This is a genomic window from Luteibacter pinisoli, from assembly GCF_006385595.1.
In the GTDB taxonomy this organism is placed as follows: domain Bacteria; phylum Pseudomonadota; class Gammaproteobacteria; order Xanthomonadales; family Rhodanobacteraceae; genus Luteibacter; species Luteibacter pinisoli.
In genome coordinates this window covers 3,719,938-3,746,282 of sequence record NZ_CP041046.1, presented here as the reverse complement: position 1 = coordinate 3,746,282, position 26,345 = coordinate 3,719,938, and the positions used below count along the sequence as shown (strand labels likewise).

Below are 26,345 nucleotides of genomic sequence, written 5' to 3'. Positions count from 1 at the left end.
ATGCGGCCGACGACACGCCTGACCTGTCTCGCCCTGCTCGTCGCGGCTTCGGCCGCGGCGGCGCAGGACCACCCGCTCACCCTCGATACGCACGTGGATATCCCGCTGTCGTATATGGCGGATCCGAAGTTCGACCCGGGCAAGGACGGCCCACTGAAGGTGGACCTTCCGAAGATGCGCCGGGGCGGCCTGGATGCCGCGTTCTTCGTGATCTACGTCGCGCAGGGGCCGTTAACCGAGGCGGGCTATGCGAAGGCCGTGGCGCAGGCGACGCGCAAGTACGACGCGATCGACCGGATGCTGAAGACCTATCCGGGGCAGATCCGTGCGGCACGCACCCCGGACGCCGTGCGCGCGAACAAGGCTGCAGGCGTGCTCTCCGCGATGATCGGTATCGAGAACGGCTATTCGCTGGGACACGATATACGCCGACTGGACACCGCCTTCTCGCGCGGGGCCCGCTACATCGGGCTGGCGCACGTGGGCAACAACGACCTGTGCGGCAGCTCCCTGCCGGACAAGGACCTTGGCGACAAGCCCGACAGCAACCTCGGGATCACGCCGTTCGGGCGCCAGGTGGTGGCACGCGCGAATGCACTGGGCATGATGGTGGACATCTCGCATGCGTCGGATGCCTGCGTACGTGACGTGCTCGCGCTGTCGAAGGCACCGATCATCGCGTCGCACTCGTCATCGCGGGCGCTCACCGACCACCCACGCAACCTGCCCGACGATCTCCTGCGCGCCGTGGCGGCAAAGGGTGGCGTGGTGCAGGCCGTCGCCTACAAGGAGTTCCTGAAGAAGGACCCGGCACGGGAAGCGGCCGAGAGGGCCCTGCAGGCACGCGTCGCGAAAAGTGCCGGCGACACTGCCTACGACAGCGAAAAGCACGACTACCTGCCGGCGTACGCGGAAGGCATGCAGGCCATCCAGCGTGAGCATCCCCTGGCCACGCTCGACGATTTCCTCAACCATATCCAGCACATGGTCCAGGTCGCCGGTATCGACCATGTCGGCATCGCCTCGGATTTCGATGGCGGTGGCGAGATCACCGGCTGGATGGATGCCTCGGAAACCCGCAACGTCACCGCTGGCCTGAAACGCCGCGGCTTCTCCGACGCCGACATCGCGAAGCTATGGGGCGGTAACCTGCTGCGGGTGTGGAGCGCGGATATCCAGGCCGCCACGGCGAAACCCGCGGTCGCCTCCAACGACGAGCTGGTCGACGAAGCCGTCGCGCGTTACAAGGTCTCCGGCGTAGCCATCGGCGTGATCGACGAAGGCAAGGTGGCGTTCACCCGCTTCGCGGGCAAGGACGTGGATGCGACGACCCGATTCAAGATCGCATCGAACAGCAAGGCCATGACCACCGCCCTGCTGGCCCGCCTGGTGGCGCAGGGGAAGCTGCGCTGGGACGACCCGGTGACGAAGTATCTTCCCGATTTCCGCATGAACGACCCATGGGTGACGCAGCAGATGCAGGTGCGTGACCTGCTGATCCACAACACCGGGCTACGCGAAGGGGCCGGTGACCTGATGCTGTGGCCGGAACCCAATACGTTCACCCGCAAGGACATCCTGGCCGGCCTGGCCTACCTCAAGCCGGCGCACAGCTTTCGTTCGACCTATGCCTACGACAACCTCATGTACGTCGTGGCCGGCGAGGTGGCGGCCGCCGCGGGTGGCGCCTCGTACGACACGCTCATGCACCGCGAGGTGTTCGCGCCGCTTGGCCTGGCGAGTTGCGAGGTGCTCGATATCACGTCGGCCGCGGCTGGCGGCATTCGCTGCAACCTCGGCGACATGCTGCGCTGGGCCGGCAACTGGCTGTCACCCGACGAGGCACAGCTGCGCTGGCTCGACACGGCGCAGCGTGCGCCCCTGTGGGCGATCCAGAACCCCATGGCGGTCGGTGAGCGCCGCAGCGCCTGGAACGACACGCACCTGTATGGCTACGGGTATGGCTGGCGCCTGGCCGATGTCGACGGGCAGTGGAGCGTGTCGCACACGGGCACGTTGTCCGGCTATTACTCCACGGTAAGCCTGTTGCCCGAGCGCCGTAGTGGCTTCGTCATCCTCATGAGCGGCGGTAGCGAGGATGCGCGCGACACCCTGGCCGAAACGATGCTGAAGCGGTTCACCGCGCCCGCCGAAGCGCATACGGTGGGTGAGTACGCGGACCGCATCGCCGCCGCGACGTCCGCCGCGCCGGACGCGTCGCGTGCACCGGATACGTCGGGGCGTGTCGTCGCCACGGCGAAGGAGGCTGCCGGCTTCACGGGCGTATGGCACGACCCCTGGTTCGGTGAGGTGAGCGTGTGCCCCGGCAAGGGCGGTATACGTTTCACGGCGGCTCGCTCCCCGGTGATGAAGGGCACGCTCGAGCGCGTGGGACAGCGATACCTCGTACAGTGGGATGGCAAGCGGATGGACGCCGAGCCATGGCTCGACCTCTCCGCCCCGGACCAGCTACGTCTGACCAAGGTCGATCCCGATGCCGATTTCAGCAACGATTTTGAAGACCTCGCTTTTACTCGCGTGCGCGCTTGCCCTTGAAGCCGTGGCGGCCGATGCGCCGCCACCCCTGTCGCCCGCGCATTCCATGGCTGAAGCAGGCATGGTCGATGTCCGGACGCTGTCGCCCCGCCTCGATGAGGACGTGAAATACGCCGGCTCGGACAACTTCACCGGTGCCCCCGTGGACGGGTACAAGTCCGCGAAATGCTTTCTGCGCACGGATGCGGCAAAGGCGCTGGCACGCGTCGAGGCCCGGCTGCGCCACGAGGGATACGGGTTGCGCGTGTGGGACTGCTACCGCCCGGCACGTGCGGTCACGGCGTTTGTCCGCTGGGCCGGCGATCTCTCCGACACCTCGACGAAGGCGGGGCACTACCCGAACCTGGGCAAGGACAAGCTGCTCGGCGAATACATCGCGCCGGTCTCCGGTCATAGCCGCGGTGCGACGGTGGACCTCACGCTGATGCACTGCGATGGTGCTCGTTGCGAGCCGCTGGACATGGGCACGAACTTCGACTTCTTCGATCCGCTCGCGCACACCGCCGATCCGCGGATCACGCCCGCGCAGAAGGCCAGCCGCGAACGGCTGCTCAAGGCGATGGCGGCGGAAGGCTTCAGTAATTACCCGCAGGAGTGGTGGCATTTCACCTTGCCGTCCGCCGTGCCTCCCTTCATCTACGACGTCCCCGTGGAGTAGGCGTCCGGCACAAGCGGTATCATGGGGGATCCCCGCGAACCCCACGGATCCCCCATGTCCACCTTTCGCTTCGCCCTGGCCCAGCACGACTTTCCGGTCGGTGCCACCGCTGACAACGCGCAGCGGGTGAGGGCCCTGGCGGCCGAGGCGCGTGACCGCCTCGGTGCCTCGCTTATCGCCTTCCCCGAACTGACGATCTCCGGCTACCCGCCGGAAGACCTGCTCCAGCGTCCCAGCTTCCTCGAAGCCTGCGGCCGTGAACTGGCCGCCTTGGCGCCGGACCTCACGGGGATCGCGGCCATCGTCGGCTACCCGGATACCCGCGGCGAAGTGTTCAACGCGGCCTCGCTGATCCGCGAGGGCAAGGTGGAGTGGACGTACCACAAGCAGGCACTGCCGAATTACACGGTGTTCGACGAGAAGCGGTACTTCCGTGCCGGCGAAGAGACCCATGTGTTCACCATCGAAGGTGTCCGCGTGGGCATGCTGGTGTGCGAGGACATCTGGGAGGCCGAGCCGGCCGCCCATGCCGCGCAGGCGGGGGCCGAGCTGATCCTGGTGATCAACGCCTCGCCTTACGACCAGCGCCAGGCCGCCACGCGTGAAGAGCTGCTGCGCCGACGCGCCACCGAGAACGGCGTGGCCATCGCCTACGTCAACCTCGTCGGCGGCCAGGACGATCTCCTGTTCGACGGCCACTCGCTGCTGGTGCAGCCGGACGGCACTATCGCCGCCCGCGCGCCGTTCTTCGAAGACCTGCTGCTGGGCGTGGAGTACGACAGCAGCACGAAGCAGCTGACCCCGATCGACTGGCCGGCCGCGGATACGCGCAGCGCCCACGAGGTGATGTATGCCGGCATCGTCCGCGGCATCCGCGATTACGTAGGCAAGAATCACTTCGGCGGCGTGTTGCTGGGGCTTTCCGGCGGTATCGACTCCGCCCTGACCCTCGCCCTGGCCGTGGACGCCCTGGGCAAGGACAAGGTCACCGCGGTGATGATGCCGACCCAGTTCACCTCGGACCTTTCGCTACGCGAAGCCAAGGCGCAGGCCGAGCACCTGGGCGTCGAGTACCACGTGCTGCCGATCGAAGGCATCTATGAGGCCTTCACCGGCGCGCTGGCGCCGGTGTTTGCCGGGCGTGCCCCGGATATCACCGAGGAAAACCTGCAGTCGCGTGCGCGCGGCGTGCTGCTGATGGCCATGTCGAACAAGACCGGCCGCCTGCTGCTCTCCACGGGCAACAAGAGCGAGATGGCGGTGGGCTACGCCACCCTCTACGGCGACATGTGTGGTGCGTACGCGCCGCTGAAGGACGTGTACAAGACGGTGGTGTTCGCCCTGTCGCGCTGGCGTGCCGGCGTCGATGGCGCCATCCCCATGGCGGTGATCGAGCGCCCGCCGTCGGCGGAGTTGCGCCACGAGCAGAAGGACGAGGATTCGCTGCCGCCGTACGACGAACTCGACGCGATCCTCGAGCACTTCATCGAAGGCGAGGCCTCCGCGGAAGACATCATCGCCGCTGGCCACGACGACGCCACGGTGCGCCGGGTGATCCGCATGGTCTTCATCAACGAGTTCAAGCGCCGCCAGGCAGCCCCCGGCCCCCGCGTCACCACCAAGGCCTTCGGCCGCGAACGCCGCTACCCCATCACCTCGGGCTGGCGCTGAGCAAAAAAAAGCCGGCTTTCGCCGGCTTCTTCTTTTAGTGGTGTCCCGAGAACGGGATGGCCTTGCGCCAGATCGAGGGGTGGTGCGGCCAGTTCGGGTCCGTGAGGTACGGGTGGTCCGGGTAGTTCAGGGCCAGCACCTTGCGGCTCTGGTCGGCCAGCGGCTGGCGGTCGAGGGCCAGGTAGCTGCGGGTGAGGATCGCCAGGGCGTCCGCCGTTTCCGGGGACTGCTGGTAATGCTCCACCACGTACTGGGCGCGGTCGGCCGAGGCGATGTACGACTTCGTGCGCAGGTAGTACTCCGCCACGTGGATTTCGAAGCGGGCCAGCTGGTTACGCAGGTAAATCATGCGCTGGCGGGCGTCCGTGGCGTACGCGCTGTTGGGGTAACGACGGGTCAGCTGGCTGAAATCGTCGAACGCGGTCAGGTTGAAACCCTGGTCGCGACGGGTCGCGCCGGTATCATCGCCACGCTGCAGGTAACGCTCCAGAATGCCGCCGGTGCGATCAAAATTGATCAGACCGCGCAGGTAATAGGCATAATCTGCATGCTTATGGGTCGGGAACGTCTTGATGAAGCGGTTAATCGTCGAGTACGCGTCATCCGGCTTGTTGTCTTTGTACTGCGCGTAAGCCAGTTCGATCTGCGATTGCTCGTTCACATCGCCAGACGGAAAACGCGCGATAAGCCGCTGGTAGGCCTTTTCCGCCGCAGCATAGTCGGCGTGCTCCAGCGAATCGTGCGCGTTCGCATAAAGGCGGTCGATCGGCATGGTGTCGATCGTCTCCTTCTTGCTGCGAAACATCGAGCAGGCGCTCATCGACAAGGCGAGGACGAGCAGAATGGTGATCTTAGTTGCACGCATTGAGAGGGTTCGGATGCTTAAGCGAATGGGCATGATAGCCGAAACCGGCCTTCGGCCGGGCGGGGCGGTATGACGACGGTACGACATGAGGCCGAAGTGCCACTAACGGCCGCGGGACGGCGTTTCGACCAGTCTTTGGCCGAGATGTTCCCGGAATACTCACGATCGCGCCTCACGGCGTGGATCAAGGACGGCAAAGTCCTGCTGAACGGCGCCCCGGCGGCGCCGCGCCAGCTCCTGCACGGGGGCGAGTCGGTGGTCCTGGAGGCCGAACTGGCCGTGGAAGTGGGCAATGCCCAGCCCGAGGACATCGCCCTGGACGTCGTCTACGAGGACGACGACCTGATGGTGGTCGACAAGCCGGTGGGCCTGGTGGTGCACCCCGGGGCGGGCAATCCCGCCGGGACGATGCTCAATGCCCTGCTGCACCGGGTGCCGTCGCTGGCCGAAGTGCCGCGCGCGGGTATCGTCCATCGCCTGGACAAGGACACCTCGGGCCTGATGGTGGTCGCCAAGACCATCGCCGCCCAGACCGCCCTGGTGAAGATGCTCTCCGAGCACGACGTCCACCGCCAGTACGAGGCCATCGTCCTGGGCACCATGGTGGCCGGCGGCACGGTGGACGAGCCCCTGGGCCGCCACCAGCACGATCGCCTGAAGCAGGGCATCCGTGACGAGGAGCAGGGCGGCAAGCGGGCGGTCACCCATTACCGGGTCCGCGACCGCTTCCGCGCCCATACCGTCCTGCAGTGCAACCTGGAAACGGGCCGCACGCACCAGATTCGCGTGCACATGGCCCATATCGGCCACCCGCTGGTGGGCGACCAGCTTTATGGCAGCGGCCTGCGCCTGCCGCGCGGCGCCAGCCAGGACCTGATCGACGCCCTGCGTGGGTTCAAGCGCCAGGCCCTGCACGCCGAGCACCTGGCCTTCACCCACCCGATCACCGGGGAGGCGCTTGCCTTCACCTCGCCGCGCCCGGCGGACCAGGAAGCCCTGATCGAGGCCCTGCGCGCCGACACGGCCATCCACCCGATCGAGGACTGACCGTGGTCGACGCCTGGATCCGCCCGGAGTGGCCGGCACCCGAGGGTGTCGAGACCGCGGTGTCCACCCGTCAGGGGCCGGGCGTCTCGCTCGGGCCCTACGGACGGCTGAATCTCGGGCTGCGCTCAGGGGACGACCTCGGCGCCGTGGCGGCTAACCGCGCCAGCGTGGTCACCGCACTGGGCCTGCCGGCGGCGCCGCTGTGGCTGAAGCAGGTGCACGGGACGGATGTCGCGGACGCCTCGGTGGCTGCCGTCCCGGAATCCGAGGCCGACGCGGCCGTCGCCCGTGGCCCCGGCCAGGTGCTGGCCATCCTCACGGCGGACTGCCTGCCGGTGCTGTTCGCCTCGGCCGATGGCCAGGTGATCGGTGCGGCCCATGCCGGCTGGCGTGGGCTGGCGGCCGGGGTCCTCGAGAACACGTTGAAGATGATGGACGCCGAAGGCATCCAGGCCTGGCTCGGGCCGGCGATTGGCGGCCGATCGTATGAAGTGGGGGAGGAGGTGCGCGACGCCTTCGTCGCCCATGACCCCGGCGCGGCCGAGGCGTTCGAGGCCACCCGCCCCGGGCATTGGCTCTGTGACCTGTACGTCCTGGCCCGTCGGCGCCTGGCGGCGGCAGGCATCACCCAGGTCAGCGGCGGGGGTTTCGACACCTTTACCGACGAGCGCCTGTTTTCCTATCGCCGTGACGGTGCGCAGAGCGGCCGGTTCGCCAGCCTGATCTGGACCCGCTAACCCTGGCGCCTCGCGTCAGGGTGCGGTCATCGGGGTCTGGACGTAGATTTCCGGCTTCACCTTCGGCGGCTCCATCAGCGCGTGGAGGAAGTTGTTCCGCCAGTAGGTGATGTCGTTGCGTTCCAGCACGTCCATCATCGACTGCCAGCGCATCCGCCGTTCCTTCAGCGGCATTTCCAGGGCGCGTTTCAGCGCCTCGGACACTTCGTCCAGGTCGGACGGGTTCACCAGCAGGGCCGCATCCAGCTCCTGCGCCGCGCCCGCGAAGCGCGAAAGCACGAGCACGCCCGGATCCTGCGGATCCTGGCAGGCCACGTATTCCTTGGCCACCAGGTTCATGCCGTCGCGCAGGGGCGTCACCAGGCCGACCTTGGCCACGCGGAAGTAGCCGGCGAGCACCTTGTGGCCGAAGGATTTGTTGACGTAGCGGATCGGCACCCAGTCGGGCTCGGCGTATTGGCCATTGATGTGGCCCGCGCTGCGCTCCAGCTCCCGGCGCAGTGAGCGGTACTCCGGCACATCCGAACGCGACGGTGGGGCGATCTGCAGCAGGGAGACCCGGCCGCGCAGGTCCTTGTGGTCGCGCAGCAGGCGGGCAAAGCCGTCGAAACGCTCCGGCAGGCCCTTCGAGTAGTCCAGCCGGTCCACGCCGATGATCAGGGCGCGGTCGTCGATCGAGGCCTTGAGCTTGCCGACGGCGCCGCTGTCTTCGGCACGGTGGGCCAGTTCCACGGCCTCGGCCGTGTCGATGCTGATGGGGAACACGCCCGCGCGGAAGATGCGCCCATTGGCGGCGCGGATGCGGCCGCCAGTACGCATGGCGGCGCCCAGTTCATGCAGGAAATAGTCTTCGAGCGCGCGCAGGTCGCGCTGGGTGTGCAGGCCGACCAGGTCGTACGAGGCCAGCGGTTCGAGCAGTTCGCGGTGGCGGGGCAGGGTGATCAGCAGGCCGGCCGCCGGCAGCGGCGTGTGCAGGAAGAAACCGATGCGGTTCTCCACGCCCAGTTCGCGCAGCATCGCCGCCAGCGGGATCAGGTGGTAATCGTGCACCCAGACCACGTCGTCTTTCTTCAGCAGCTTCGCCACGCGCTTGGCGAAGATCCGGTTCACCCGCAGGTAGCCTTCGAGGTGGTCGCGGCGGTAGTCGACCAGGTCGGCGCGGTAGTGGAACAGTGGCCACAACGCGCGGTTGGCAAAGCCGCTGTAGTAGTCGTCGTGGTCGGCCTTGGACATGTCGATGGTGGCGTAGGCGATATGCCCGTCTTCCACCTCGTGCAGTTCCTTGCCGGTTTCGGCGGCGATGTTGCCGCTCCACCCAAACCACAATCCCCCCATCTCCTGCAGCGCCGCATTCATGGCTGACGCAAGGCCACCGGTCTGCGTTTGTTTCGGCAGGGCCACGCGATTAGAAATGACGACCAGTCGGCTCATCGTTGGCTTGCGGCTCTCTATGTCAAGGCGGATTTCACGCTATCCAGCCAAGCATGGACATCGGCCGGGCTAGACAATGTGAACGCGGCATGTGACGGCGTTCTTGCACCTACACGAACTGACATGCCGCCCAATGCGTTGACGACCACGAAGGCATGTTCATCCGTGAGGTCGTCGCCCAGGTATACCGGTTTGCGCCCGCGAAAAGGCGCTTCATCAAGAAATTTCGCTACCGCGACGCCCTTGTCCATGCCGCGCGGCTTGAACTCGCACACATGGTTGCCCGGTTGCAGTTCAAAGCCCGGGAACGCGTCGGCGATGGCCGGGGCGCGCTGTGCGACCTCCGGGCCCAGTTCGGGGTGCTCGCGCCAGTGCAGGGCCACCGACCAGCTCTTGTCTTCCACGCGCAGGCCGGGCAGGCCGCGCGCCGCGGTGTGCACGGAGTCGCGCAGGCGGGCGAGCTCATCGCGGTCCACGGGGACGGTGGTCACCGTGCCGTCGGCGGCCCGCCGTTCCAGGCCGTGCTGGCCCGCCGCGGCCCAGGCCGGGCGGCCGAAGAGGCGATCCAGCCCGTCGATCGGCCTTCCGCTGACGAGCGCCATCGCCCCGCCGAGGGCGGTATGCAGGGCATCGAGGGTGGCCAGGAGGCCCGCCGGCAGGACGACGCCTTCCGGGTCGTCGGCAAAGGCCAGCAGGGTGCCGTCGGCATCCAGGAACAGGGCCGACCCCGTGGTGACGGCGGTCGCCGGCGGCGGGGGCAGCAAGGTGGCTCGATCGATCACGGCAGCTCCATGAGGCGTTCTGGCCGTTGAGGATGCCCGCAGCCCCGTGAAAAATCCGGAGGCGAATACCTGTCCTCCACCGTTGAAGGCGCAGGATCTCACCCGCATCTGTGACACCAGAGGCGGCTGCGGGGAGGGCCCGGGGCACGCCAAAACCTTTGGGAGACACCATCGATGCGCATGGACAAACTCACCTCGCGTTTCCAGCAGGCGCTGGCCGACGCCCAGTCGCTGGCCGTGGGCCGCGACAACAACATCCTGGAGCCGGTGCACGTCATGCTGGCGCTGCTCGACCAGCAGGGCGGCTCGACCGGCCCGCTGCTCACCCAGGCCCAGGTCAACGTGCCCACGCTGCGCCAGCGCGTGGCCGAAGCGGTGGACCGCCTGCCGCGATCGAGCGGGCAGGAAGGCAACATCAGTCTGGGCAACGACCTCAACCGCGTGCTCAACCTCACCGACAAGCTGGCCCAGCAGCGCGGCGACCAGTTCATCGCCAGCGAGCTGTTCCTGCTCGCGGCGCTGGAAGATCGCGGCGAACTCGGCAGCCTGCTGAAGGGCGCCGGTGCGACGAAGGAGCGCCTTGATGCGGCGATCGACAAGCTGCGCGGCGGCGAGAAGGTGCAGTCCGAAAACGCCGAGGAGCAGCGCCAGGCGCTGGAGAAGTACACCATCGACCTGACCGAGCGTGCCGAGAGCGGCAAGCTTGATCCGGTCATCGGCCGTGACGAAGAAATCCGCCGCACCATCCAGGTGCTGCAGCGGCGCACGAAGAACAACCCGGTGCTGATCGGCGAGCCGGGCGTGGGCAAGACGGCGATCGTCGAAGGCCTGGCCCAGCGCATCATCAACGGCGAAGTGCCCGAAGGCCTGCGCGACAAGCGCGTGCTCTCGCTGGACATGGGCGCCCTGATCGCGGGCGCCAAGTTCCGCGGCGAGTTCGAGGAGCGCCTGAAAGCCGTGCTCAGCGATCTTTCCAAGCAGGAAGGCCGGGTCATCCTGTTCATCGACGAGCTGCACACCATGGTCGGCGCCGGCAAGGCAGACGGCGCCATGGATGCCGGCAACATGCTCAAGCCGGCGCTGGCCCGCGGCGAGCTGCATTGCATCGGTGCCACCACGCTCGACGAGTACCGCAAGTACGTGGAAAAAGACGCCGCGCTGGAGCGTCGCTTCCAGAAGGTGTTCGTGGGCGAGCCCAGCGTCGAGGACACCATCGCCATCCTGCGTGGCCTGAAAGAGCGCTACGCCGTGCACCACGGCGTGGAAATCACCGACCCGGCGATCGTCGCCGCGGCCACGCTTTCCTCGCGTTATATCCCGGACCGCCAGCTGCCCGACAAGGCCATCGACCTGATGGACGAAGCCGCGTCGCGTATCCGCATGGAAATCGATTCCAAGCCGGAAGAACTCGATCGCCTGGAGCGCCGCCTGATCCAGCTCAAGATCCAGCGCGAGATGCTGAAGAAAGAGCACGACGACGAATCGAAGCAGCGCCTGGCCACGCTCGAAGCCGACATCGAAAAGCTGGACCGCGAGTTCTCCGACCTCAACGAAGTCTGGAAGTCGGAAAAAGCCACGCTGCAGGGCGCGACCAAGGTCAAGGAGCAGATCGAAGCCGCTCGCGTGGAGCTGGAAGCCGCGCAGCGCCGCCAGGATTTCGCGAAGATGAGCGAGATCCAGTACGGCCGGCTGCCCGCGCTGGAACAGCAGCTGGCGGATGCGCAGAAAGTGGAGCGCCAGGATTTCACCCTGCTGCAGGACCGCGTCACCGCCGAGGAAATCGCCGAAGTCGTCGCCCGCTGGACCGGTATCCCGGTGGCGAAGATGCTGGAAGGCGAGCGCGAGAAGCTGCTGCACATGGAAGAGGCGCTGCATGGCCGCGTGGTGGGCCAGGACGAAGCCGTGCGTGCGGTGTCCGACGCCATCCGCCGTGCGCGTGCTGGCCTTTCTGATCCAAATCGTCCGTACGGTTCTTTCCTGTTCCTCGGTCCCACGGGCGTGGGCAAGACGGAGCTGTGCAAGGCCCTGGCCGATTTCCTGTTCGATACGCAGGACGCCATGGTGCGCATCGACATGAGCGAGTTCATGGAGAAGCACTCCGTGAGCCGACTGGTCGGCGCGCCTCCGGGCTACGTGGGTTACGAAGAAGGCGGCTATCTCACCGAGGCGGTGCGTCGCCGCCCGTACAGCGTGATCCTGCTGGACGAGGTGGAGAAGGCGCATCCGGATGTGTTCAACATCCTGCTGCAGGTGCTCGACGATGGCCGCCTCACGGATGGCCAGGGACGCACGGTGGATTTCCGCAACACCGTGATCGTGATGACGTCGAACCTCGGCTCCAACCTGATCCAGGAGCAGGCCGGCGACAGCGAAGCCGACTACCTGCAGATGAAGGCCTCCGTGCTCGGCGTGGTGCAGGCGCACTTCCGTCCGGAGTTCATCAACCGCCTGGATGACCTGGTCGTGTTCCGCCCGCTGGACAAGAAGCAGATCCGTTCCATCGCGCGGATCCAGCTGAATTACCTGGCGAAGCGGCTTGGCGAGCGCCAGCTGGGGCTGGACCTCACCGATGCCGCGCTGGACCTGCTGGGCAGCGCGGGCTTCGATCCGGTATACGGCGCGCGTCCGCTGAAGCGGGCCATCCAGGTGCAGCTGGAGAACCCGCTGGCGCAGGGGATCCTGCGTGGCGAGTTCGCGCCGGGGCAGACCATCCGGGTGGATTCGGATGGGAATCATCTGCGGTTTTCTGCGGCGTAGTCGCGAAACATGTCGCCCACAGGGTGGGCTCCTAAAGAGCGGCGTGACGACGCGCCGTTGTAGGAGCGCACCCTGTGCGTTTACGCCCTTCAGGGTGCGACATCTTTCGCGACACCCTCGGGTCAGAACCGAAACCCAAGCTTCGCGTAGTAATACCGCCCATTAAACCCAAACGGCGACAACGCCGAATACTGCAGGCCGCTGAAGTAGTCCTCACCGCTATCCGTCGGGCTCACGCGCGTCGGGTACTGGTTGGTGACGTTGTCGACGCCGACGGTCAGGTTCCACTGATCCAGCGTGTATCCCACCGAGGTGTTCAGCAGCCACCGTGCGGAAAACGTCTGGTCCGTCGACGCGTCCGTGGTGACGCGCGTCACCGACCCGTAGCGCGTCAGGTCGGCATGCGCATTGAACCCATCCAGCGACCAGTCGCCGCCGAACACCAGCTTCGTGCGCGGCGTGGCCTTCGTCAGCAGGCCCTGGCTGGCACGGCCGAACAGCTCGATGGGTGAGGACACGTTGGCCTGCAGGATATCCGGCGTGGCCGCGACATCCAGGATCTTCACCTTGTTGTAGTTGCCGCTGGCCATGAGGTTGAACTGCCCGGCATCCGTGGTGGGGATGCGGTAGTTCAGCACCAGGTCCGCACCGCGCGTGCGCGTGGTGGCCGCGTTGGCAAAGTACTGCACGGCTGTCACCTGCTGGCCGGGCACGACGCTGTTGAAATACGCCGCGAGCACCGGGTCGGTGAGGCTGATGGTGTCGGAGTAGAGGATCTGGTGCCAGATGCGGATCTGGTACACGTCCAGCGTGGCGCTGAAGTCGGCGATCGGTTCCCACACGGCGCCCACACCATAGTTCGCCGATTTCTCAGGCTTCAGTGCTTTCGCACCCAGGGCGATCGCGGCCGGATCGGAGGTACGGTAAGTGCCGGTCTGCGCCAGCTGGCCGGTGCTCGGATCGATGATCGTCACCACGGACTGGTAATTCTGCTGCGCCAGCGACGGGGCGCGGAAGCCGTTGGACACGGTGCCGCGCAGGGCGAACGTGGGCGTGAACTGGTAGCGCGCGGACAGCTTGCCCGACCGCGTCGACCCCGAATCGCTGTAGTGCTCGTAACGCCCGGCGACACCGGCCGAGAACTTGTCCGTCACGTCCGTTTCCAGGTCGACATAGGCCGCTTCGCTGCGCCGCGTGAAGCTTCCGGCAGCGGACGGCGAGAGGCCCGGGAACACCTGCGCGCCGCCGGCATACGGCGTGTCGGTGCCGGGGATCAGCGTGGTCTGGTCGAAGAAGTACGAATCCGGATCGCCCGCGTCGATCTGGTATTTCTCCTTGCGGTATTCGGCACCGAAGGCGAGCGTCAGCGGATTGGGCAGCCAGCCCACGCTGAGGTCCTTGCCGATATCGATGTTGGCCAGCGCCTGCGAGTTCTTGAAGGTGCCCGCGTTGAAGTAGGTCGGCGAAGCGCCGGTGGTGTGGTACAGGTTGGTGTTGATGCTGTTGCCGACATCGAACACCAGCGAGTTGATCCCGTAGTTGCCGGAGGCATCCCAGCGCCAGCCACTGTCGGTTACGCCCTTGACGCCGAGGACGCCGGTGCTGTCGTTGGTGTGGTTGATGATTTGCGGCAGGAAGCCGTCGGGATAGATCTCCGGCACGTTGCGCGCGTTGGTGGCGCCGCGGTAGTAACCGTTCGAGGTGACGTCGCGGCGGCTCAGGCTGAGCATGCCGTACACGTCCACGTTGTGCGCCACGGCGTACTGGAAGTTGGTCAGTACCTGGTAGGTCTTCACCGCCGGATCGCCGTAGCGCTGGTGCGCGACATTACCGTCCGCTGCTTCGTCCGGGGTGAACAGGCTCACCGGCGAGGCGCGATTCGTATTCATCGAGTTCTGGTAATTCCACGCAACGCGCAGCCAGCCCTTCGCATCCGCCCCTTTGCCGCCCAGGTCCACGCCAAGCGAGCCGTCGATGCCGTTGGTGGCGCCGTCGCCCTTGTCCATGATCCCGCCGTTGACGGAGATGCTGTTGCCTCCCGCGGCCGCACCGTGTTTCAGCACGATGTTGATCACGCCGGCGATGGCGTCCGAGCCGTACTGCGCCGCGGCGCCGTCGCGCAGCACTTCGATGTGGTCGATGGCCGAGATGGGGATGGAGTTGAGGTCGGCTGGTGCGGAGCCGCGGCCCACCGACGGGTTGTAGTTCACCAGCGCGGACGTGTGATACCGCTTGCCGTCCACCAGCACCAGCGTGGCATCCGGCGAGAGGCCGCGCCGGCTGGCCGGGCGGATCGCATCGTTGCCGTCGTTGATGGCGGGGCGGGGGAAGTCCAGCGAGGGCAGGAGGCGGCCCAGTGCGGTGGCCAGTTCGGTGCTGCCGGTGGAGGTCAGGTCTTTCGGGGTCAGCACGTCGATCGGGGAAAGCGAGCTGGCTTCCGTGCGCGTGGTGGAGCGCGTACCGGTCACCACCACCTGGTCCAGCTGCCTGGCCTCCCGGGCATCCGGCGGGGCCGTCGCATCCTGCGCGTAACCCGGCGTTACGATCATGAGGCCAAGGGCCGGGAGCCAGCGGCTCGCGGGCTTGCGTCGGAGGGTCATGCCTGTCGTCATCGATGGGTCCCCAGGGCGAGCGTTTTGGCGCGTGGGGCGCGGCACGCCCCACGACGCGGCCGGTGGCCGCGTTGGTAACGACGCTAGGCAGCCTTATTGCGGTGCGTCAATGCGACAGTTTCTTTTGCGCTATTAAGGGGATATGCCATGCCATCGAGCCCTTTAAAATAGGCGGTGGCACGAAACTGGCTAGGTTCGCCAGTTTGGTGCAATGCAAAATCAGAGGGCGGCGTGGCGTTGCCGGAGGCACGCCGATCGAACTTGGGCGGCATTGAAAACGGGCCGTACTCCCCGATAATCCCCGGCTGGATCGCCACGAAACCCGCTAATGCCCATTTATGAGTTCCAGTGCCAGGCCTGTGGCCACCGTTTCGACCGCCTGCAGAAGATGGCCGACCCCGATCCGGAAACCTGCCCGAGCTGCGGCGAGCCGCGGGTCAGCCGCCAGCTGAGCGCGCCCCAGTTCCGCCTGGCCGGCGGTGGCTGGTACGAGACCGACTTCAAGAAGGACGGCGACAAGAAGCGCAACCTCACCGAAGGCTCGTCCGGTGCCCCGGCGGCCGCGCCGGCGCCCGCCGCCTCGCCCGCACCGGCCGCGTCGCCTGCGCCGGCGGCCAAATCGTCCGACTGATCACGACGGCAACGATTTCCTGCGATTCGTTTAAACACCATTGCGGATCTTTCCGATAGTTTTTGCGACACCTCATCGAAAAGGACGTACCGGTTGCCATGAAACGCCTGCTTGGAATGGTTGCAATGCTCGCGCTTGGCGCGGGCCTGTTCATGGCCCCGCATGCCGCCCACGCCCAGCGTGGCGGCGACACCGTCAACTGCTACAGCGACAACGGCAAGCGCTCGTACTGCCGCGTGCCGTGGCGTGACGCCCGCCTGATCCGCCAGGACTCGAAGACCGCGTGCATCCGTGGCCGCACCTGGGACATGGATCGCGGCGGCCTGTGGGTGGACGATGGCTGCCGCGGCATCTTCCAGGACGCCGGTGGCTGGGGCGGTGGTCGTCCCGGCTGGGATGACGGCCGGCCGGGTTACGGCGGCGGTGGCCGCCCGGGCTATGGTGGTGGCGGCCAGATCGTCAGCTGCGACAGCACCGACAACAAGCGCGTGTTCTGCCGCTGGCCGGTGGGCCGTGGCGCCCGCCTGGTGGAGCAGACCTCGAAGAGCGATTGCCGCGAGGGCTACAGCTATGGCTTCACCCGTGACGGTATCTGGGCCGACCGGGGCTGCCGCGGCCGCTTCGATATCGGCCGCTAAGGCGCCCGCGCACCGCTAGGGAGACCCCGGCTCGTGGTACGATCCGGGGTCTTTTCTTTTGCATTGCACCGCGGAGCCCCAAGCGCATGCGCACCCATTTTTGCGGCCTCATCGACGAGTCCCTGGTCGGCCAGGAAGTCACCCTTTGCGGCTGGGTCAACACCCTGCGCCTGCAGAGCCACGTGGCCTTCATCGACCTGCGCGACCATGAGGGCATCGCCCAGGTGGTGGTTGAGCGCGAGAACGCCGAGGCGTTCGCCGTGGCCGGCGAGCTCGGCTACGAGTACGTCATCAAGGTGACCGGCCAGGTGCGCAAGCGCCTGTCGGTGAACGACAAGCTGAAGACCGGCACGGTCGAGCTGCTGGCCGACAGGGTCGAGATCCTCAATGCCGCGCGCGACCTGCCGTTCGCGCTGCACGAGAATCCCAACGAGGACATGCGGATGACCTACCGCTACCTCGACCTGCGCCGCCCCGACATGCAGAAGATGATGCGCACGCGCACCGCGCTGGTCCGCGAGCTGCGCCGCTACCTGGATACCGCCGGCTTCCAGGACATCGAAACCCCGATCCTGACCAAGGCCACGCCGGAAGGCGCGCGCGACTACCTGGTGCCCAGCCGCGTGCACCCGGGCCAGTTCTACGCGCTGCCGCAGTCGCCGCAGCTGTTCAAGCAGATCCTGATGATGGCGGGCTTCGACCGCTACTACCAGATCGCCCGCTGCTTCCGCGACGAAGACCTGCGCGCCGACCGCCAGCCGGAATTCACCCAGCTCGACCTGGAGTTCGCCTTCGTCGAAGAACGCGACGTGCAGGACTTCGTCGAGAACCTGATCCGCCACGTGTTCCGCGAAGTGCGCGGCGTGGAGCTGGCTGCCACCTTCCCGCGCATGACCTACGAAGAGGCCATGCGCCGCTTCGGCTCGGATAAGCCCGACCTGCGCATTGCCCTGGAACTGACCGACATCGCCGAGGCGGTGAAGCACGTCGAGTTCAAGGTCTTCGCCGACCCGGCCAACGATCCGGCCGGCCGCGTGGCCGCGTTGCGTGTCCCCGGCGCGGCCGATCTGTCGCGCAAGGACATCGACGTCCTGACCGAATACGCCGGCCGCTACGGCGCCAAGGGCCTGGCCTGGCTGAAGGTGGACGACCTGGCCAAGGGCCGCGACGGCATCAACTCGCCGGTGGCCAAGTTCCTCGACGACGCCGCGCTCAACAAGGTGCTCGAGCTCACCGGCGCGGCCAATGGCGACATCGTGTTCTTCGGCGCGGGCCGCTGGAAGGTCGTCACCGACTTCATGGGCGCGCTGCGCATCAAGCTGGGCCGCGATCGTGGCCTGGTGGAAGACAGCTGGAAGCCACTGTGGGTCACCGATTTCCCGATGTTCGAGTGGGACGAGGAAGAGAAGCGCTTCGTGGCGCTGCATCACCCGTTCACCGCGCCCAACATCGACGACATCGCCGACCTGCGCGCCAACGCCGCCGTGGCCCTGAGCCGTGGCTACGACATGGTGCTCAACGGCAACGAGATCGGTGGCGGTTCCATCCGTATCCATCGCCCGGAGATGCAGAGCGCCGTGTTCGAGCTGCTCGGCATCGGCACGGCCGAGGCGGAGGCCAAGTTCGGCTTCCTGCTCAAGGCCCTGCGCATGGGCGCGCCGCCCCACGGCGGCCTGGCGTTCGGCATCGACCGCATCGCCGCGCTGATGGCCGGTACCGAGTCCATCCGTGATGTCATCGCGTTCCCGAAGACCACCAGCGCGCAGGACCTGATGACCGACGCCCCGTCGCTGGTCTCGGCCCCGCAGCTGAAGGAACTCCACGTGCGCGTGGATGCCGCGGACGCGCTGAAGGCCTGATCGCCGACGCCCAGCTGATGAATGCCTCGCCGCCCGACGTCATCCTGCTCCATGGGCTATGGATGCGCGGCTTTGCCATGGCCATGCTGCACCGGCGGCTGCGCGAGGAAGGCTTTCGCGTCCATCAGTTCGAGTACATGAGCGTGGCGGCGCCCCCGGAGCAGGCGATCGAGCGCCTGCGCCGGCGTATCCGCGCGCTGGCGCCGGGTCCGGTCCATATCGTCGGGCACAGCCTGGGCGGCATCCTTGCCCTGCTGGCCTGCCGTGAGATGGACGAGCCGGGCGGCCGCATCGTCTGCCTGGGCTCGCCGCTCAATGGCAGCGGCGCGGCGCGCGGGCTCACCCACCACTGGGGTGGGGATGTCCTGCTTGGCCGTTCTCGCGAACTGCTGGCCCATGGGCTGGACCACTGGGACGGCCCGCGCGAGGTCGGGATGATCGCCGGCCGCCAGCAGGTGGGCCTTGGCTCGCTCATCGGTGATGTCGGCCTGGAGCACGACGGCTCGGTCGGCGTGGAGGAAACCCGCCTGCCGGGGCTGGCCGACCACTGCATCCTGGAAACCAGCCACACCGGCATGCTGGTCTCGGCCGACGTGGCCCGCCAGGCGGCTTTTTTCCTCCGCGAAGGGCACTTCGATACCCCGCTGGTGTAGCTCTTGTCCCAGTTCCGCTAGAATCCCGCCCCTGTCCGTCCGGTATCGTCAGGAAACGCTCATGGGTAGAGGCCCGTCCATCGAAGGTCGCAAGAACGCTGAAGACGCCAAGCGCGCCAAGGTGTTCACCAAGCTGATCCGGGAAATCACCATCGCCACCCGTGGCGGCGTGCCCGACCCCAACGGCAACCCGCGCCTGCGCGCGGCCGTGGACAAGGCGCTGGGCGCCAACATGACCAAGGACACCATCGACCGCGCGATCAAGCGCGGCTCGGGTGCCGAGGGCGGCGCGGACATGCACGAGATCCGCTACGAGGGCTACGGCCCCGCGGGTACCGCGCTGATCATCGACTGCGTCACCGACAACCAGACCCGCACCGTCGCCGACGTGCGCGCGGCGCTGACCAAGCTCGGCGGCAACCTGGGCACCACCAATTCGGTCGCGTTCCAGTTCACCCGCGTGGGCCAGGTGGTCATTCACACCGGCGGCGACGCTGACGTGGAAGCGAAGCTGGAAGAAGCGGCGATCGAGAACAACGCCGAAGACATCGTGATCGAAAACGGCGTGGGCACCGTCCTGCTTGCCGCGGACCCGATCGCCGTGGAAGCCATGCGCAAGGCGCTCGTCGCCGCCGGCTTCGATGTCGATGGCTCCGACGTGGTGATGCGCCCGAACGGGCCGCTGGTCACCCCGACCGGTGAGGCGCTTGAGCACTTCCTTAAGCTACTCGACCGCCTGGGTAGCCTCGACGATGTCGACGAGGTGTACCACAACGCCATCCTTCCGCAGGAAGCGGACCACGCGTAAGGCCCCCCGGCCTTACCCGCCCCGCACACGAAGCACAGCGCCGCCATGACACGCATCCTCGGTATCGACCCGGGCAGCCAGCGCACGGGTGTCGGGGTGATCGACGTGGCCGACAACGGCGCGCTGGTCCATGTATGGCATGGCGCGCTCGTGGTGGGTGGCGAAGCGACCTTCCCGCTGCGCCTGAAACGCATCTTTGACGAACTCTGCGCCATCATTGGCGCGCACGGTCCGGCCGAAGCCGCGATCGAGCGCGTGTTCATGGCGCGCAACGCCGACTCGGCCCTGAAGCTGGGCCAGGCGCGCGGCGCCGCCGTGTGTGCCGTGGTCAGCCAGGGAATTGTCGTGCACGAGTACGCAGCGACCGAGGTCAAGCAGGCGGTGGTCGGTACCGGCCGCGCCGACAAGACCCAGGTCCAGCACATGATCGGGATGATCCTCGGCCTGAAGGGTCCGCTGCAGGCGGACGCGGCCGACGCCCTGGCGATCGCCATCGCCCATGCCCACACCCGATCCAGTATTGAGCGCGTGGGTATTCCCCGCACGGCTTGGAGACGTCGCCGATGATCGGCCGCCTGCGTGGCACCCTTGTCAGTAAACAGCCCCCGTCGCTCCTCGTGGACGTGGGCGGTGTCGGCTATGAAGTCGACGCCCCGATGTCGACCATCTACGACCTGCCGGCCACCGGCCAGGAAGTGACCCTGCTCACCCACCACGCGGTGAAGGAAGACGGCGTGGCGCTGTACGGCTTCCTGCGCGAGGCCGAGCGGGCGATGTTCCGGCACCTCATCAAGGTGAGCGGCATTGGCGCGAAGATCGCGCTGGCCGTGCTCTCCGGCGTGGCGACGGATGAACTCTCCCGGCTGGTGCATGCGGGCGATGTCGTCGCGCTGACCAAGATCCCCGGCATCGGCAAGAAAACCGCCGAGCGCATGGTGGTGGAACTGCGCGACCGCGTGGACGCCACCGGCGTGCGCCTGCCCGCCACGAGTGGCGGCGTCGCCGCACCGGTCGACCCGGTCAGCGAAGCCACCGTGGCCCTGCAGCAGCTCGGTTACAAACCGCCCGAGGCATCGCGTCTCGTCACCAAGGTGGCCGCGGAAGGCGATACCGCCGAGGCCATCATCCGCAAGGCGCTGCGCGCCGCGCTGGGAAGCTGACCATGGGCATGAGCCACGCTGACGAACTGCGCAACGCGCACGGCAAGAAACTCGCGACACTGGCGCTGGGTGCCATCGGCATCGTGTTCGGCGACATCGGTACGAGCCCGCTGTACACCATGAAGGAAACGCTGGGCACGCACGGCATGACGCCGCAGCCCACCGCGGTGCTGGGCGTGCTCTCGCTCATCTTCTGGTCGCTGTTGATGGTGATCTCGCTGAAATACGTCACCTTCGTGATGCGCGCGGACAACAAGGGCGAGGGCGGCATCATGGCGCTCATGGCCCTGGCCCAGCGCAGCGTCGCGGGCTCGCCGCGCACCCGCTGGGTGCTCGCGGCCATCGGTATCTTCGGTGCCTCGCTGTTCTACGGCGATGGCGTGATCACGCCGGCGATGTCGGTGCTCTCGGCGGTCGAAGGCCTCGAAGTGGCGGCGCCGACCCTCGATACCTACGTGCTACCCATCTGCCTGGTGATCCTGTTCGTCCTGTTCGCCATCCAGCGCCACGGCACGGACCTGGTGGGCAAGGCATTCGCGCCGGTGATGTGCGTGTGGTTCCTCGTGCTGGCCTGGCTGGGCCTGCGCCAGATCGTCGCGCATCCGCAGGTGCTCTGGGCGGTGAACCCGGCGTATGCGGTCAAGTTCTTCATGGAGCACGGCCGCCAGGCGTTCATCGCCCTCGGCGGCGTGGTGCTGGCGCTCACCGGTGGTGAGGCGCTGTATGCCGACATGGGCCACTTCGGCAAGAAGCCGATCCGCCTGGCGTGGTTCTTCTTCGTGCTGCCGGCCCTGCTGATCAACTACTTCGGCCAGGGCGCGCTGCTGCTGCACGACCAGACCGCGATCGAGAACCCGTTCTACAAGATGGTGCCGGAAGACCTGCTCTATCCCATGATCGCGCTGGCCACGGCGGCCGCCGTCATCGCGTCGCAGGCCGTGATCTCCGGTGCCTTCTCGATGACCCGGGAGGCCATGTCGCTGGGCTATTCGCCGCGCATGGCGGTCGTGCATACCTCGCGCGAGATGTCCGGGCAGATCTTCGTGCCGTGGATCAATCGCCTTCTGTTCGTGCTGGTGATCCTGGCCGTGCTGGGCTTCCGTTCGTCGAACAACCTGGGCGCGGCCTACGGTATCGCCGTGACCGGCACCATGACCATGACCACGCTGCTGGCGCTGGTGGTGGCCAAGCGCCGCTGGAACTGGCACTGGTCGGCGGTCATCGCCGTCGGCGTCATCTTCCTCATCACCGATCTGTCCTTCTTCGGCGCCAACGCGCTGAAGATCGCCCACGGTGGCTGGTTCCCGCTGGTGCTGGGCGTGGTGATCTTCACCATGATGACCACCTGGCGGCGGGGCAGGGACCTGGTGGTCCGCGAGATCAAGCAGTCCGGCCTGGCGCTGGAGCCCTTCGTGGCCAACATCGCCGACCACCCGCCGCTGATCGTGCCGGGTACGGCGGTGTTCCTCACCGCCAACCAGAACTCGGTGCCGCACGCGATGCTGCACAATCTCAAGCACAACAAGGTGCTGCACGAGCGCAACGTGCTGCTTACCGTGGAAATGCTCGAGACGCCGGTGGCCGAGCACGACGAGCGCATGGAGGTGCTGGAGTACGGCAACGGCTTCTTCGGCCTGCAGCTGCGCTATGGCTTTGCCGAAGACCCGAACATCCCGAACTCGCTCACCCGGGCCAGTGCGCTGGGCCTCGACTTCGACATGATGGACACGACGTTCTTCCTGTCCCGCGAAACCATCGTGGCCGACGCACGCCGCCCCGGCATGGCCCTGTGGCGCGACAAGCTGTTCGCCTTCCTCGCCCGCAATGCGCTGCCCGCCACGGCGTTTTTCCAGATCCCGGGCAACCGCCTGATCGAGCTGGGTGCGCAAGTAGAGATCTGACCGGGCATGCCATAATGCGGGCATGTCCGAGCACCGCATCATTTCCGCCGCCGCCGCCATGGATGACGAGGCGCTGGAAGCCAGCATCCGTCCCAAGCGCCTTGCCGAGTACCTCGGCCAGCAGACGGTGCGCGAGCAGATGGCCATCTATATCGAGGCGGCGCGCCGCCGGCAGGGTGCGCTGGACCACGTGCTGATCTTCGGGCCGCCCGGCCTGGGCAAGACCACGCTCTCGCACGTCATCGCCAACGAGCTGGGCGTGAACGTCCGTTCCACCTCGGGCCCGGTGCTCGAGCGCGCCGGCGACCTGGCCGCGCTGCTGACCAACCTCGAAGCGAACGACGTGCTCTTCGTGGACGAGATCCACCGCCTGTCGCCCGTGGTGGAGGAAGTGCTCTACCCGGCGATGGAAGATTTCCAGATCGACATCATGATCGGCGAGGGCCCCGCGGCCCGTTCGATCAAGCTGGACCTGCCACCGTTCACCCTGATTGGCGCCACCACCCGCGCCGGCCTGCTCACCGGCCCGCTGCGCGACCGCTTCGGCATCATCCAGCGGCTGGAGTTCTACAGCGTGGACGAGCTGACGGCCATCGTCCGCCGCGCCGCCCGGATCTTCGGGATCGAGTGCGACCTCGAAGGGGCCGTGGAGATCGCCCGCCGCTCGCGCGGCACGCCGCGTATCGCCAACCGGCTCCTGCGCCGGGTGCGTGACTACGCCGAGGTGCGTGGCGACGGCAAGATCACCCACGACCTGGCCCGTGCGGCCACCGATATGCTCAAGGTCGACGCGCAGGGCTTTGACGACCTCGACCGCCGCCTGCTGCGGATCATCATCGAGAACTTCGATGGCGGCCCGGTGGGCGTCGAATCGCTGGCCGCGGCCCTCAGCGAGGACCGTGGCACCCTCGAGGACGTGGTCGAGCCCTACCTGATCCAGCAGGGCTACCTGATCCGCACGGCCCGTGGCCGGATGGCCTCGGCCAAGGCCTGGCGCCACCTGGGCCTGTCGCCGCCGCCCCGCCAGGGCGTGGAGCCGGACCTGTTCCCGGAGGCCCTGTGAGCTCGTTTTCGTGGCCGGTCCGGATCTACTGGGAAGACACGGACGCAGGCGGGGTGGTCTACCACGCCAACTACGTCCGCTTCATGGAGCGGGCCCGCAGCGAGTGGTTGCGCGCCCAGGGCATCGACCAGATCCGCCTGCGCGAGACCACCGGCCTGGGCTTCGTGGTGCGCGGGATGGAGCTGGATTTCCATCGCCCGGCCCGTCTGGATGATGAACTACTGGTGACCCTGGCCGTCAAAGAACGTCGTTCAGCAAGTATGCTGTTCGGTCAGGAGATCGTGCGCGGGGACACGACGCTGGTGCGCGCCACGGTGCGCGTCGCATGCGTCGACCTCGATTCGATGCGTCCCGTCCAGATCCCCCCGGATCTGTTCCCCACAGCATTCCCTAATACCTAAGCCAGATACGCGGCGGAGAGCTTCAAGCGATGAACGGTGGACTCAACATTTTCAAGCTGGTTTCGGAAGCCAGCCTGCCCGTGCAGCTCGTGATGCTGCTCCTGCTGGTCTTTTCGTTCCTGTCGTGGGTGATCATCATCCGCAAGTACAGCCAGCTGAAAGAAGCCCACAGCAACGCTGAAACCTTCGAAGACCGCTTCTGGTCCGGCGCCGACCTGGCCGCCCTGTTCCGCGAAGTGGGCAACCGCGATGGCCAGCACGGCATCGAGAACGTCTTCGAGGCCGGCTTCCGCGAGTTCGCCCGCCAGCGCCAGCGCCGCGTCACCGACACCGACCGCATCATGGAAGGCGCCGAGCGCGCCATGCGCGTGGCCGGCACCCGCGAGATCGGCAAGCTCGAGCAGAACCTCGAATTCCTGGCCAACGTCGGCTCGATCAGCCCGTACATCGGCCTGTTCGGCACCGTCTGGGGCATCATGGGCGCCTTCCAGGGCCTGGGCGAAATGAAGGACGTGACCATTTCCGTGGTCGCCCCGCACATCTCCGAAGCCCTGATCGCCACGGCCATGGGCCTGTTCGCCGCTATCCCGGCCGTGTGGGCGTACAACCGCTTCGCCACCAAGGTGGAGCGCGTGGCGTCGCGCTACGAGGTATTCCAGGAAGAATTCTCGTCGGTGCTGCAGCGCCAGATCCACGCCGACGACGTCGCCTGAGCCCACGCCATGGCCACGCGTAACGTCCATCGCCGCCACAAGCGGAAGCTGAAGTCCGAGATCAACGTCGTGCCGTACATCGACGTGATGCTCGTCCTGCTGATCATCTTCATGGTCACCACGCCCATGATGAATCTCGGCGTGGACATCCAGCTGCCGCAGACCAACGCCAAGTCCCTGCAGGACAAGAAAGACCCGGTCGTCGTCTCCGTGGACGAGCAGGGCCAGATCTACCTCACCGCCAACGGCACCAAGCGCGAGCCGGTGAGCGTGGATGAGTTCACCAAGAAGATCACCGCGTTCCACGACGCCAACCCGGAGCTGCAGGTGCTGCTGGCCGGCGATGCGCGCGTGGGCTACGGCAAGGTCTACCAGATCCTCCCGATCCTCCAGGCAGCTGGCGTTTCCAAAATTGGCCTCATGAGCCAGCCGCAGTTCGCGCCGAATGGAAAACCGTAACGGTACGCCTCGCGCGGTCGTCCTGGCCGCGCTCCTGCATCTGGGCATCGTGGCCTTCCTGGCCATCGCGGTGATCCCCTGCACGGACTACGAAAAGTGGGCCGATGCCATCGGCTTGCCCGCCGAGTGGAACCCGATGAAGTGCCCGGCGCCCATCCAGCTGCCCGGGCAGATCATCGAGGCGTCCATCATTGGCCCGACCGGCTCGCCGCCGCCCAAGGCCACCAAGGTCAAGCCGACGCCCGACACGACGCCTCCGCCGCCGGTCACCCCTGCACCCACGCCGCCGCAGGAAAAGGTGCCCGTGCCGACGCTGCCGCCGCCGCCGAAGCAGCCTGACGTCAAGGACCAGCAGAAGATCGTCGACGACGCGCTGCAGAAGGCCGACGACGAGAAGAAACTGCAGGAAGAGAAGCAGCGGCAGCGCCAGGCCGAGCTGGACGCCCAGCAGGAAGAAAAGAAGAAAGAGCAGCAGAAGAAGATCGATGACATCTTCAAGCAGCTCGATGCCGCCAAGGCGCAGACGCAGAAGGCCGACACCAGCAAGAAGCAGAAGGAACAGCAGCTCAAGGACCTGGCCAACGCCAAGGACGATGGCCTGCCTGACCTGCCCCCGGCCGCCCAGCGGCAGACGGGCCAGAACGGCAAGGACGACAGCAAGCAGGCCGCCTACATCGCCGCCATCCAGAACGCCGTGACCCAGAACTGGTTGCGTCCGGAAAATATCGGCACGGGAGCCTGCATCGTCCACGTCGTCCAGATCCCGGGCGGCCAGGTGCTTAGCGCGAAGGTCGATTCGAGCTGTCCGTTCGACGGCCCGGGCCGCGCCTCGCTGGAGAATGCGGTGTTGCGAGCCCAGCCCCTGCCGTATCAAGGCTTTGAGGACGTATTCAAGCGAGACCTCACCTTCACGTTCAGGCCTTAATGATGGAACGTGCCCTCG

Annotated in this window: 23 protein-coding genes; 19 read left to right on the top strand and 4 right to left on the bottom strand. The window is 66.8% G+C overall.

Annotated features, from left to right (window positions below):
• The 3 genes from FIV34_RS21415 to FIV34_RS17115 are packed head-to-tail and all read left to right on the top strand — an operon-like array spanning position 1 to position 4,885.
• Complete coding sequence (locus FIV34_RS21415) at positions 1–2,556, top strand: membrane dipeptidase (protein WP_139984734.1); 2,556 nt, start codon at positions 1–3, stop codon at positions 2,554–2,556.
• Positions 2,516–3,214 (top strand): M15 family metallopeptidase, encoded by a 699-nt coding sequence (locus FIV34_RS17120; RefSeq protein WP_246058662.1) that lies wholly within the window; start codon positions 2,516–2,518, stop codon positions 3,212–3,214. Before FIV34_RS21415 ends, FIV34_RS17120 begins: the two co-directional genes overlap by 41 nt.
• Positions 3,215–3,268: 54 nt before the next feature.
• Positions 3,269–4,885 carry an NAD+ synthase gene (locus FIV34_RS17115; RefSeq protein ID WP_139984732.1) on the top strand — a complete coding sequence of 539 codons (1,617 nt, stop codon included), beginning with the start codon at positions 3,269–3,271 and terminating at the stop codon, positions 4,883–4,885.
• A 34-nt stretch (positions 4,886–4,919) separates the two neighbouring features.
• Here the strand turns inward: FIV34_RS17115 and FIV34_RS17110 are convergent, their stop codons facing one another.
• Positions 4,920–5,750 (bottom strand): outer membrane protein assembly factor BamD, encoded by an 831-nt coding sequence (locus tag FIV34_RS17110; RefSeq protein ID WP_139984731.1) that lies wholly within the window; start codon positions 5,748–5,750, stop codon positions 4,920–4,922.
• Between the two features lie 69 nt (positions 5,751–5,819).
• Here FIV34_RS17110 and rluD point away from each other — a divergent pair, with 69 nt between their 5' ends.
• Complete coding sequence (gene rluD / locus FIV34_RS17105; RefSeq protein WP_139984730.1) at positions 5,820–6,797, top strand: 23S rRNA pseudouridine(1911/1915/1917) synthase RluD; 978 nt, start codon at positions 5,820–5,822, stop codon at positions 6,795–6,797.
• Positions 6,798–6,799: 2 nt separating this feature from the next.
• Positions 6,800–7,534: a peptidoglycan editing factor PgeF gene (gene pgeF, locus FIV34_RS17100; protein WP_139984729.1), complete on the top strand. Its 735-nt coding sequence runs from the start codon at positions 6,800–6,802 to the stop codon at positions 7,532–7,534.
• A gap of 15 nt (positions 7,535–7,549) precedes the next feature.
• Here the strand turns inward: pgeF and otsA are convergent, their stop codons facing one another.
• Both otsA and otsB read right to left on the bottom strand, forming a co-directional pair.
• Positions 7,550–8,965, bottom strand: coding sequence for an alpha,alpha-trehalose-phosphate synthase (UDP-forming) (gene otsA, locus FIV34_RS17095; protein WP_139984728.1), 1,416 nt, complete (start codon positions 8,963–8,965; stop codon positions 7,550–7,552).
• A gap of 17 nt (positions 8,966–8,982) precedes the next feature.
• On the bottom strand, positions 8,983–9,747 hold the full coding sequence (gene otsB, locus FIV34_RS17090; protein ID WP_170207647.1) for a trehalose-phosphatase: 765 nt from the start codon (positions 9,745–9,747) through the stop codon (positions 8,983–8,985).
• A gap of 174 nt (positions 9,748–9,921) precedes the next feature.
• Between otsB and clpB the strand changes: the two genes are divergently transcribed.
• Positions 9,922–12,504 carry an ATP-dependent chaperone ClpB gene (clpB, locus tag FIV34_RS17085; protein ID WP_139984726.1) on the top strand — a complete coding sequence of 861 codons (2,583 nt, stop codon included), beginning with the start codon at positions 9,922–9,924 and terminating at the stop codon, positions 12,502–12,504.
• A 122-nt stretch (positions 12,505–12,626) separates the two neighbouring features.
• Here the strand turns inward: clpB and FIV34_RS17080 are convergent, their stop codons facing one another.
• Positions 12,627–15,104: a TonB-dependent receptor plug domain-containing protein gene (locus FIV34_RS17080; RefSeq protein ID WP_139984725.1), complete on the bottom strand. Its 2,478-nt coding sequence runs from the start codon at positions 15,102–15,104 to the stop codon at positions 12,627–12,629.
• Between the two features lie 340 nt (positions 15,105–15,444).
• On the opposite strand from FIV34_RS17080, the gene FIV34_RS17075 reads away from it, so the two are divergent.
• The 13 genes from FIV34_RS17075 to FIV34_RS17015 all read left to right on the top strand — a co-directional run bounded on the left by FIV34_RS17075 (position 15,445) and on the right by FIV34_RS17015 (position 26,327).
• Positions 15,445–15,747, top strand: a complete 303-nt coding sequence (locus tag FIV34_RS17075) for an FmdB family zinc ribbon protein (RefSeq protein WP_139984724.1) — start codon at positions 15,445–15,447, stop codon at positions 15,745–15,747.
• 98 nt (positions 15,748–15,845) lie between these two features.
• Positions 15,846–16,385 (top strand): DUF3011 domain-containing protein, encoded by a 540-nt coding sequence (locus FIV34_RS17070; protein ID WP_246058661.1) that lies wholly within the window; start codon positions 15,846–15,848, stop codon positions 16,383–16,385.
• Positions 16,386–16,471: 86 nt separating this feature from the next.
• Positions 16,472–18,244: an aspartate--tRNA ligase gene (aspS, locus tag FIV34_RS17065; protein WP_139984723.1), complete on the top strand. Its 1,773-nt coding sequence runs from the start codon at positions 16,472–16,474 to the stop codon at positions 18,242–18,244.
• A 17-nt stretch (positions 18,245–18,261) separates the two neighbouring features.
• On the top strand, positions 18,262–18,897 hold the full coding sequence (locus FIV34_RS17060; protein ID WP_139984722.1) for an esterase/lipase family protein: 636 nt from the start codon (positions 18,262–18,264) through the stop codon (positions 18,895–18,897).
• Positions 18,898–18,958: 61 nt separating this feature from the next.
• Positions 18,959–19,705: a YebC/PmpR family DNA-binding transcriptional regulator gene (locus tag FIV34_RS17055; RefSeq protein WP_139984721.1), complete on the top strand. Its 747-nt coding sequence runs from the start codon at positions 18,959–18,961 to the stop codon at positions 19,703–19,705.
• Between the two features lie 45 nt (positions 19,706–19,750).
• Positions 19,751–20,272 carry a crossover junction endodeoxyribonuclease RuvC gene (gene ruvC, locus FIV34_RS17050; RefSeq protein WP_139984720.1) on the top strand — a complete coding sequence of 174 codons (522 nt, stop codon included), beginning with the start codon at positions 19,751–19,753 and terminating at the stop codon, positions 20,270–20,272.
• The gene (ruvA, locus tag FIV34_RS17045) at positions 20,269–20,865 is read left to right on the top strand and encodes a Holliday junction branch migration protein RuvA (RefSeq protein WP_139984719.1); all 597 of its coding nucleotides are present in this window, start codon (positions 20,269–20,271) and stop codon (positions 20,863–20,865) included. Before ruvC ends, ruvA begins: the two co-directional genes overlap by 4 nt.
• 8 nt (positions 20,866–20,873) lie before the next feature.
• Positions 20,874–22,766, top strand: coding sequence for a potassium transporter Kup (locus FIV34_RS17040; RefSeq protein ID WP_139984718.1), 1,893 nt, complete (start codon positions 20,874–20,876; stop codon positions 22,764–22,766).
• Positions 22,767–22,788: 22 nt separating this feature from the next.
• On the top strand, positions 22,789–23,829 hold the full coding sequence (ruvB, locus tag FIV34_RS17035; RefSeq protein WP_139984717.1) for a Holliday junction branch migration DNA helicase RuvB: 1,041 nt from the start codon (positions 22,789–22,791) through the stop codon (positions 23,827–23,829).
• Positions 23,826–24,230 (top strand): tol-pal system-associated acyl-CoA thioesterase, encoded by a 405-nt coding sequence (gene ybgC / locus FIV34_RS17030; protein ID WP_139984716.1) that lies wholly within the window; start codon positions 23,826–23,828, stop codon positions 24,228–24,230. Before ruvB ends, ybgC begins: the two co-directional genes overlap by 4 nt.
• A 29-nt stretch (positions 24,231–24,259) precedes the next feature.
• A complete protein-coding gene (tolQ, locus tag FIV34_RS17025) occupies positions 24,260–24,943 on the top strand; it encodes a protein TolQ (protein WP_139984715.1) in 684 nt (227 codons plus the stop codon).
• 9 nt (positions 24,944–24,952) lie between these two features.
• Entirely contained in the window at positions 24,953–25,402 is a 450-nt protein-coding gene (gene tolR, locus FIV34_RS17020; RefSeq protein WP_139984714.1) for a protein TolR, read from the top strand.
• Positions 25,389–26,327, top strand: coding sequence for a cell envelope integrity TolA family protein (locus FIV34_RS17015; RefSeq protein WP_139984713.1), 939 nt, complete (start codon positions 25,389–25,391; stop codon positions 26,325–26,327). Before tolR ends, FIV34_RS17015 begins: the two co-directional genes overlap by 14 nt.
• The last annotated feature ends 18 nt before the right edge of the window (positions 26,328–26,345 follow it).

Excerpts from the sequence above, each read along its gene's own strand:
- rluD (WP_139984730.1), top strand. The coding sequence starts at position 5,820 with ATGACGACGGTACGACATGAGGCCGAAGTGCCACTAACGGCCGCGGGA.
- FIV34_RS17060 (WP_139984722.1), top strand. The coding sequence starts at position 18,262 with ATGAATGCCTCGCCGCCCGACGTCATCCTGCTCCATGGGCTATGGATG.
- ruvB (WP_139984717.1), top strand. The coding sequence starts at position 22,789 with ATGTCCGAGCACCGCATCATTTCCGCCGCCGCCGCCATGGATGACGAG.
- ruvC (WP_139984720.1), top strand. The coding sequence starts at position 19,751 with ATGACACGCATCCTCGGTATCGACCCGGGCAGCCAGCGCACGGGTGTC.
- tolR (WP_139984714.1), top strand. The coding sequence starts at position 24,953 with ATGGCCACGCGTAACGTCCATCGCCGCCACAAGCGGAAGCTGAAGTCC.
- FIV34_RS17015 (WP_139984713.1), top strand. The coding sequence starts at position 25,389 with ATGGAAAACCGTAACGGTACGCCTCGCGCGGTCGTCCTGGCCGCGCTC.
- FIV34_RS21415 (WP_139984734.1), top strand. The coding sequence starts at position 1 with ATGCGGCCGACGACACGCCTGACCTGTCTCGCCCTGCTCGTCGCGGCT.
- FIV34_RS17040 (WP_139984718.1), top strand. The coding sequence starts at position 20,874 with ATGAGCCACGCTGACGAACTGCGCAACGCGCACGGCAAGAAACTCGCG.
- otsA (WP_139984728.1), bottom strand. The coding sequence starts at position 8,965 with ATGAGCCGACTGGTCGTCATTTCTAATCGCGTGGCCCTGCCGAAACAA.
- FIV34_RS17080 (WP_139984725.1), bottom strand. The coding sequence starts at position 15,104 with ATGACCCTCCGACGCAAGCCCGCGAGCCGCTGGCTCCCGGCCCTTGGC.
- FIV34_RS17110 (WP_139984731.1), bottom strand. The coding sequence starts at position 5,750 with ATGCGTGCAACTAAGATCACCATTCTGCTCGTCCTCGCCTTGTCGATG.
- clpB (WP_139984726.1), top strand. The coding sequence starts at position 9,922 with ATGCGCATGGACAAACTCACCTCGCGTTTCCAGCAGGCGCTGGCCGAC.
- tolQ (WP_139984715.1), top strand. The coding sequence starts at position 24,260 with ATGAACGGTGGACTCAACATTTTCAAGCTGGTTTCGGAAGCCAGCCTG.
- aspS (WP_139984723.1), top strand. The coding sequence starts at position 16,472 with ATGCGCACCCATTTTTGCGGCCTCATCGACGAGTCCCTGGTCGGCCAG.
- FIV34_RS17070 (WP_246058661.1), top strand. The coding sequence starts at position 15,846 with ATGAAACGCCTGCTTGGAATGGTTGCAATGCTCGCGCTTGGCGCGGGC.
- FIV34_RS17115 (WP_139984732.1), top strand. The coding sequence starts at position 3,269 with ATGTCCACCTTTCGCTTCGCCCTGGCCCAGCACGACTTTCCGGTCGGT.
- FIV34_RS17075 (WP_139984724.1), top strand. The coding sequence starts at position 15,445 with ATGCCCATTTATGAGTTCCAGTGCCAGGCCTGTGGCCACCGTTTCGAC.
- ruvA (WP_139984719.1), top strand. The coding sequence starts at position 20,269 with ATGATCGGCCGCCTGCGTGGCACCCTTGTCAGTAAACAGCCCCCGTCG.
- FIV34_RS17055 (WP_139984721.1), top strand. The coding sequence starts at position 18,959 with ATGGGTAGAGGCCCGTCCATCGAAGGTCGCAAGAACGCTGAAGACGCC.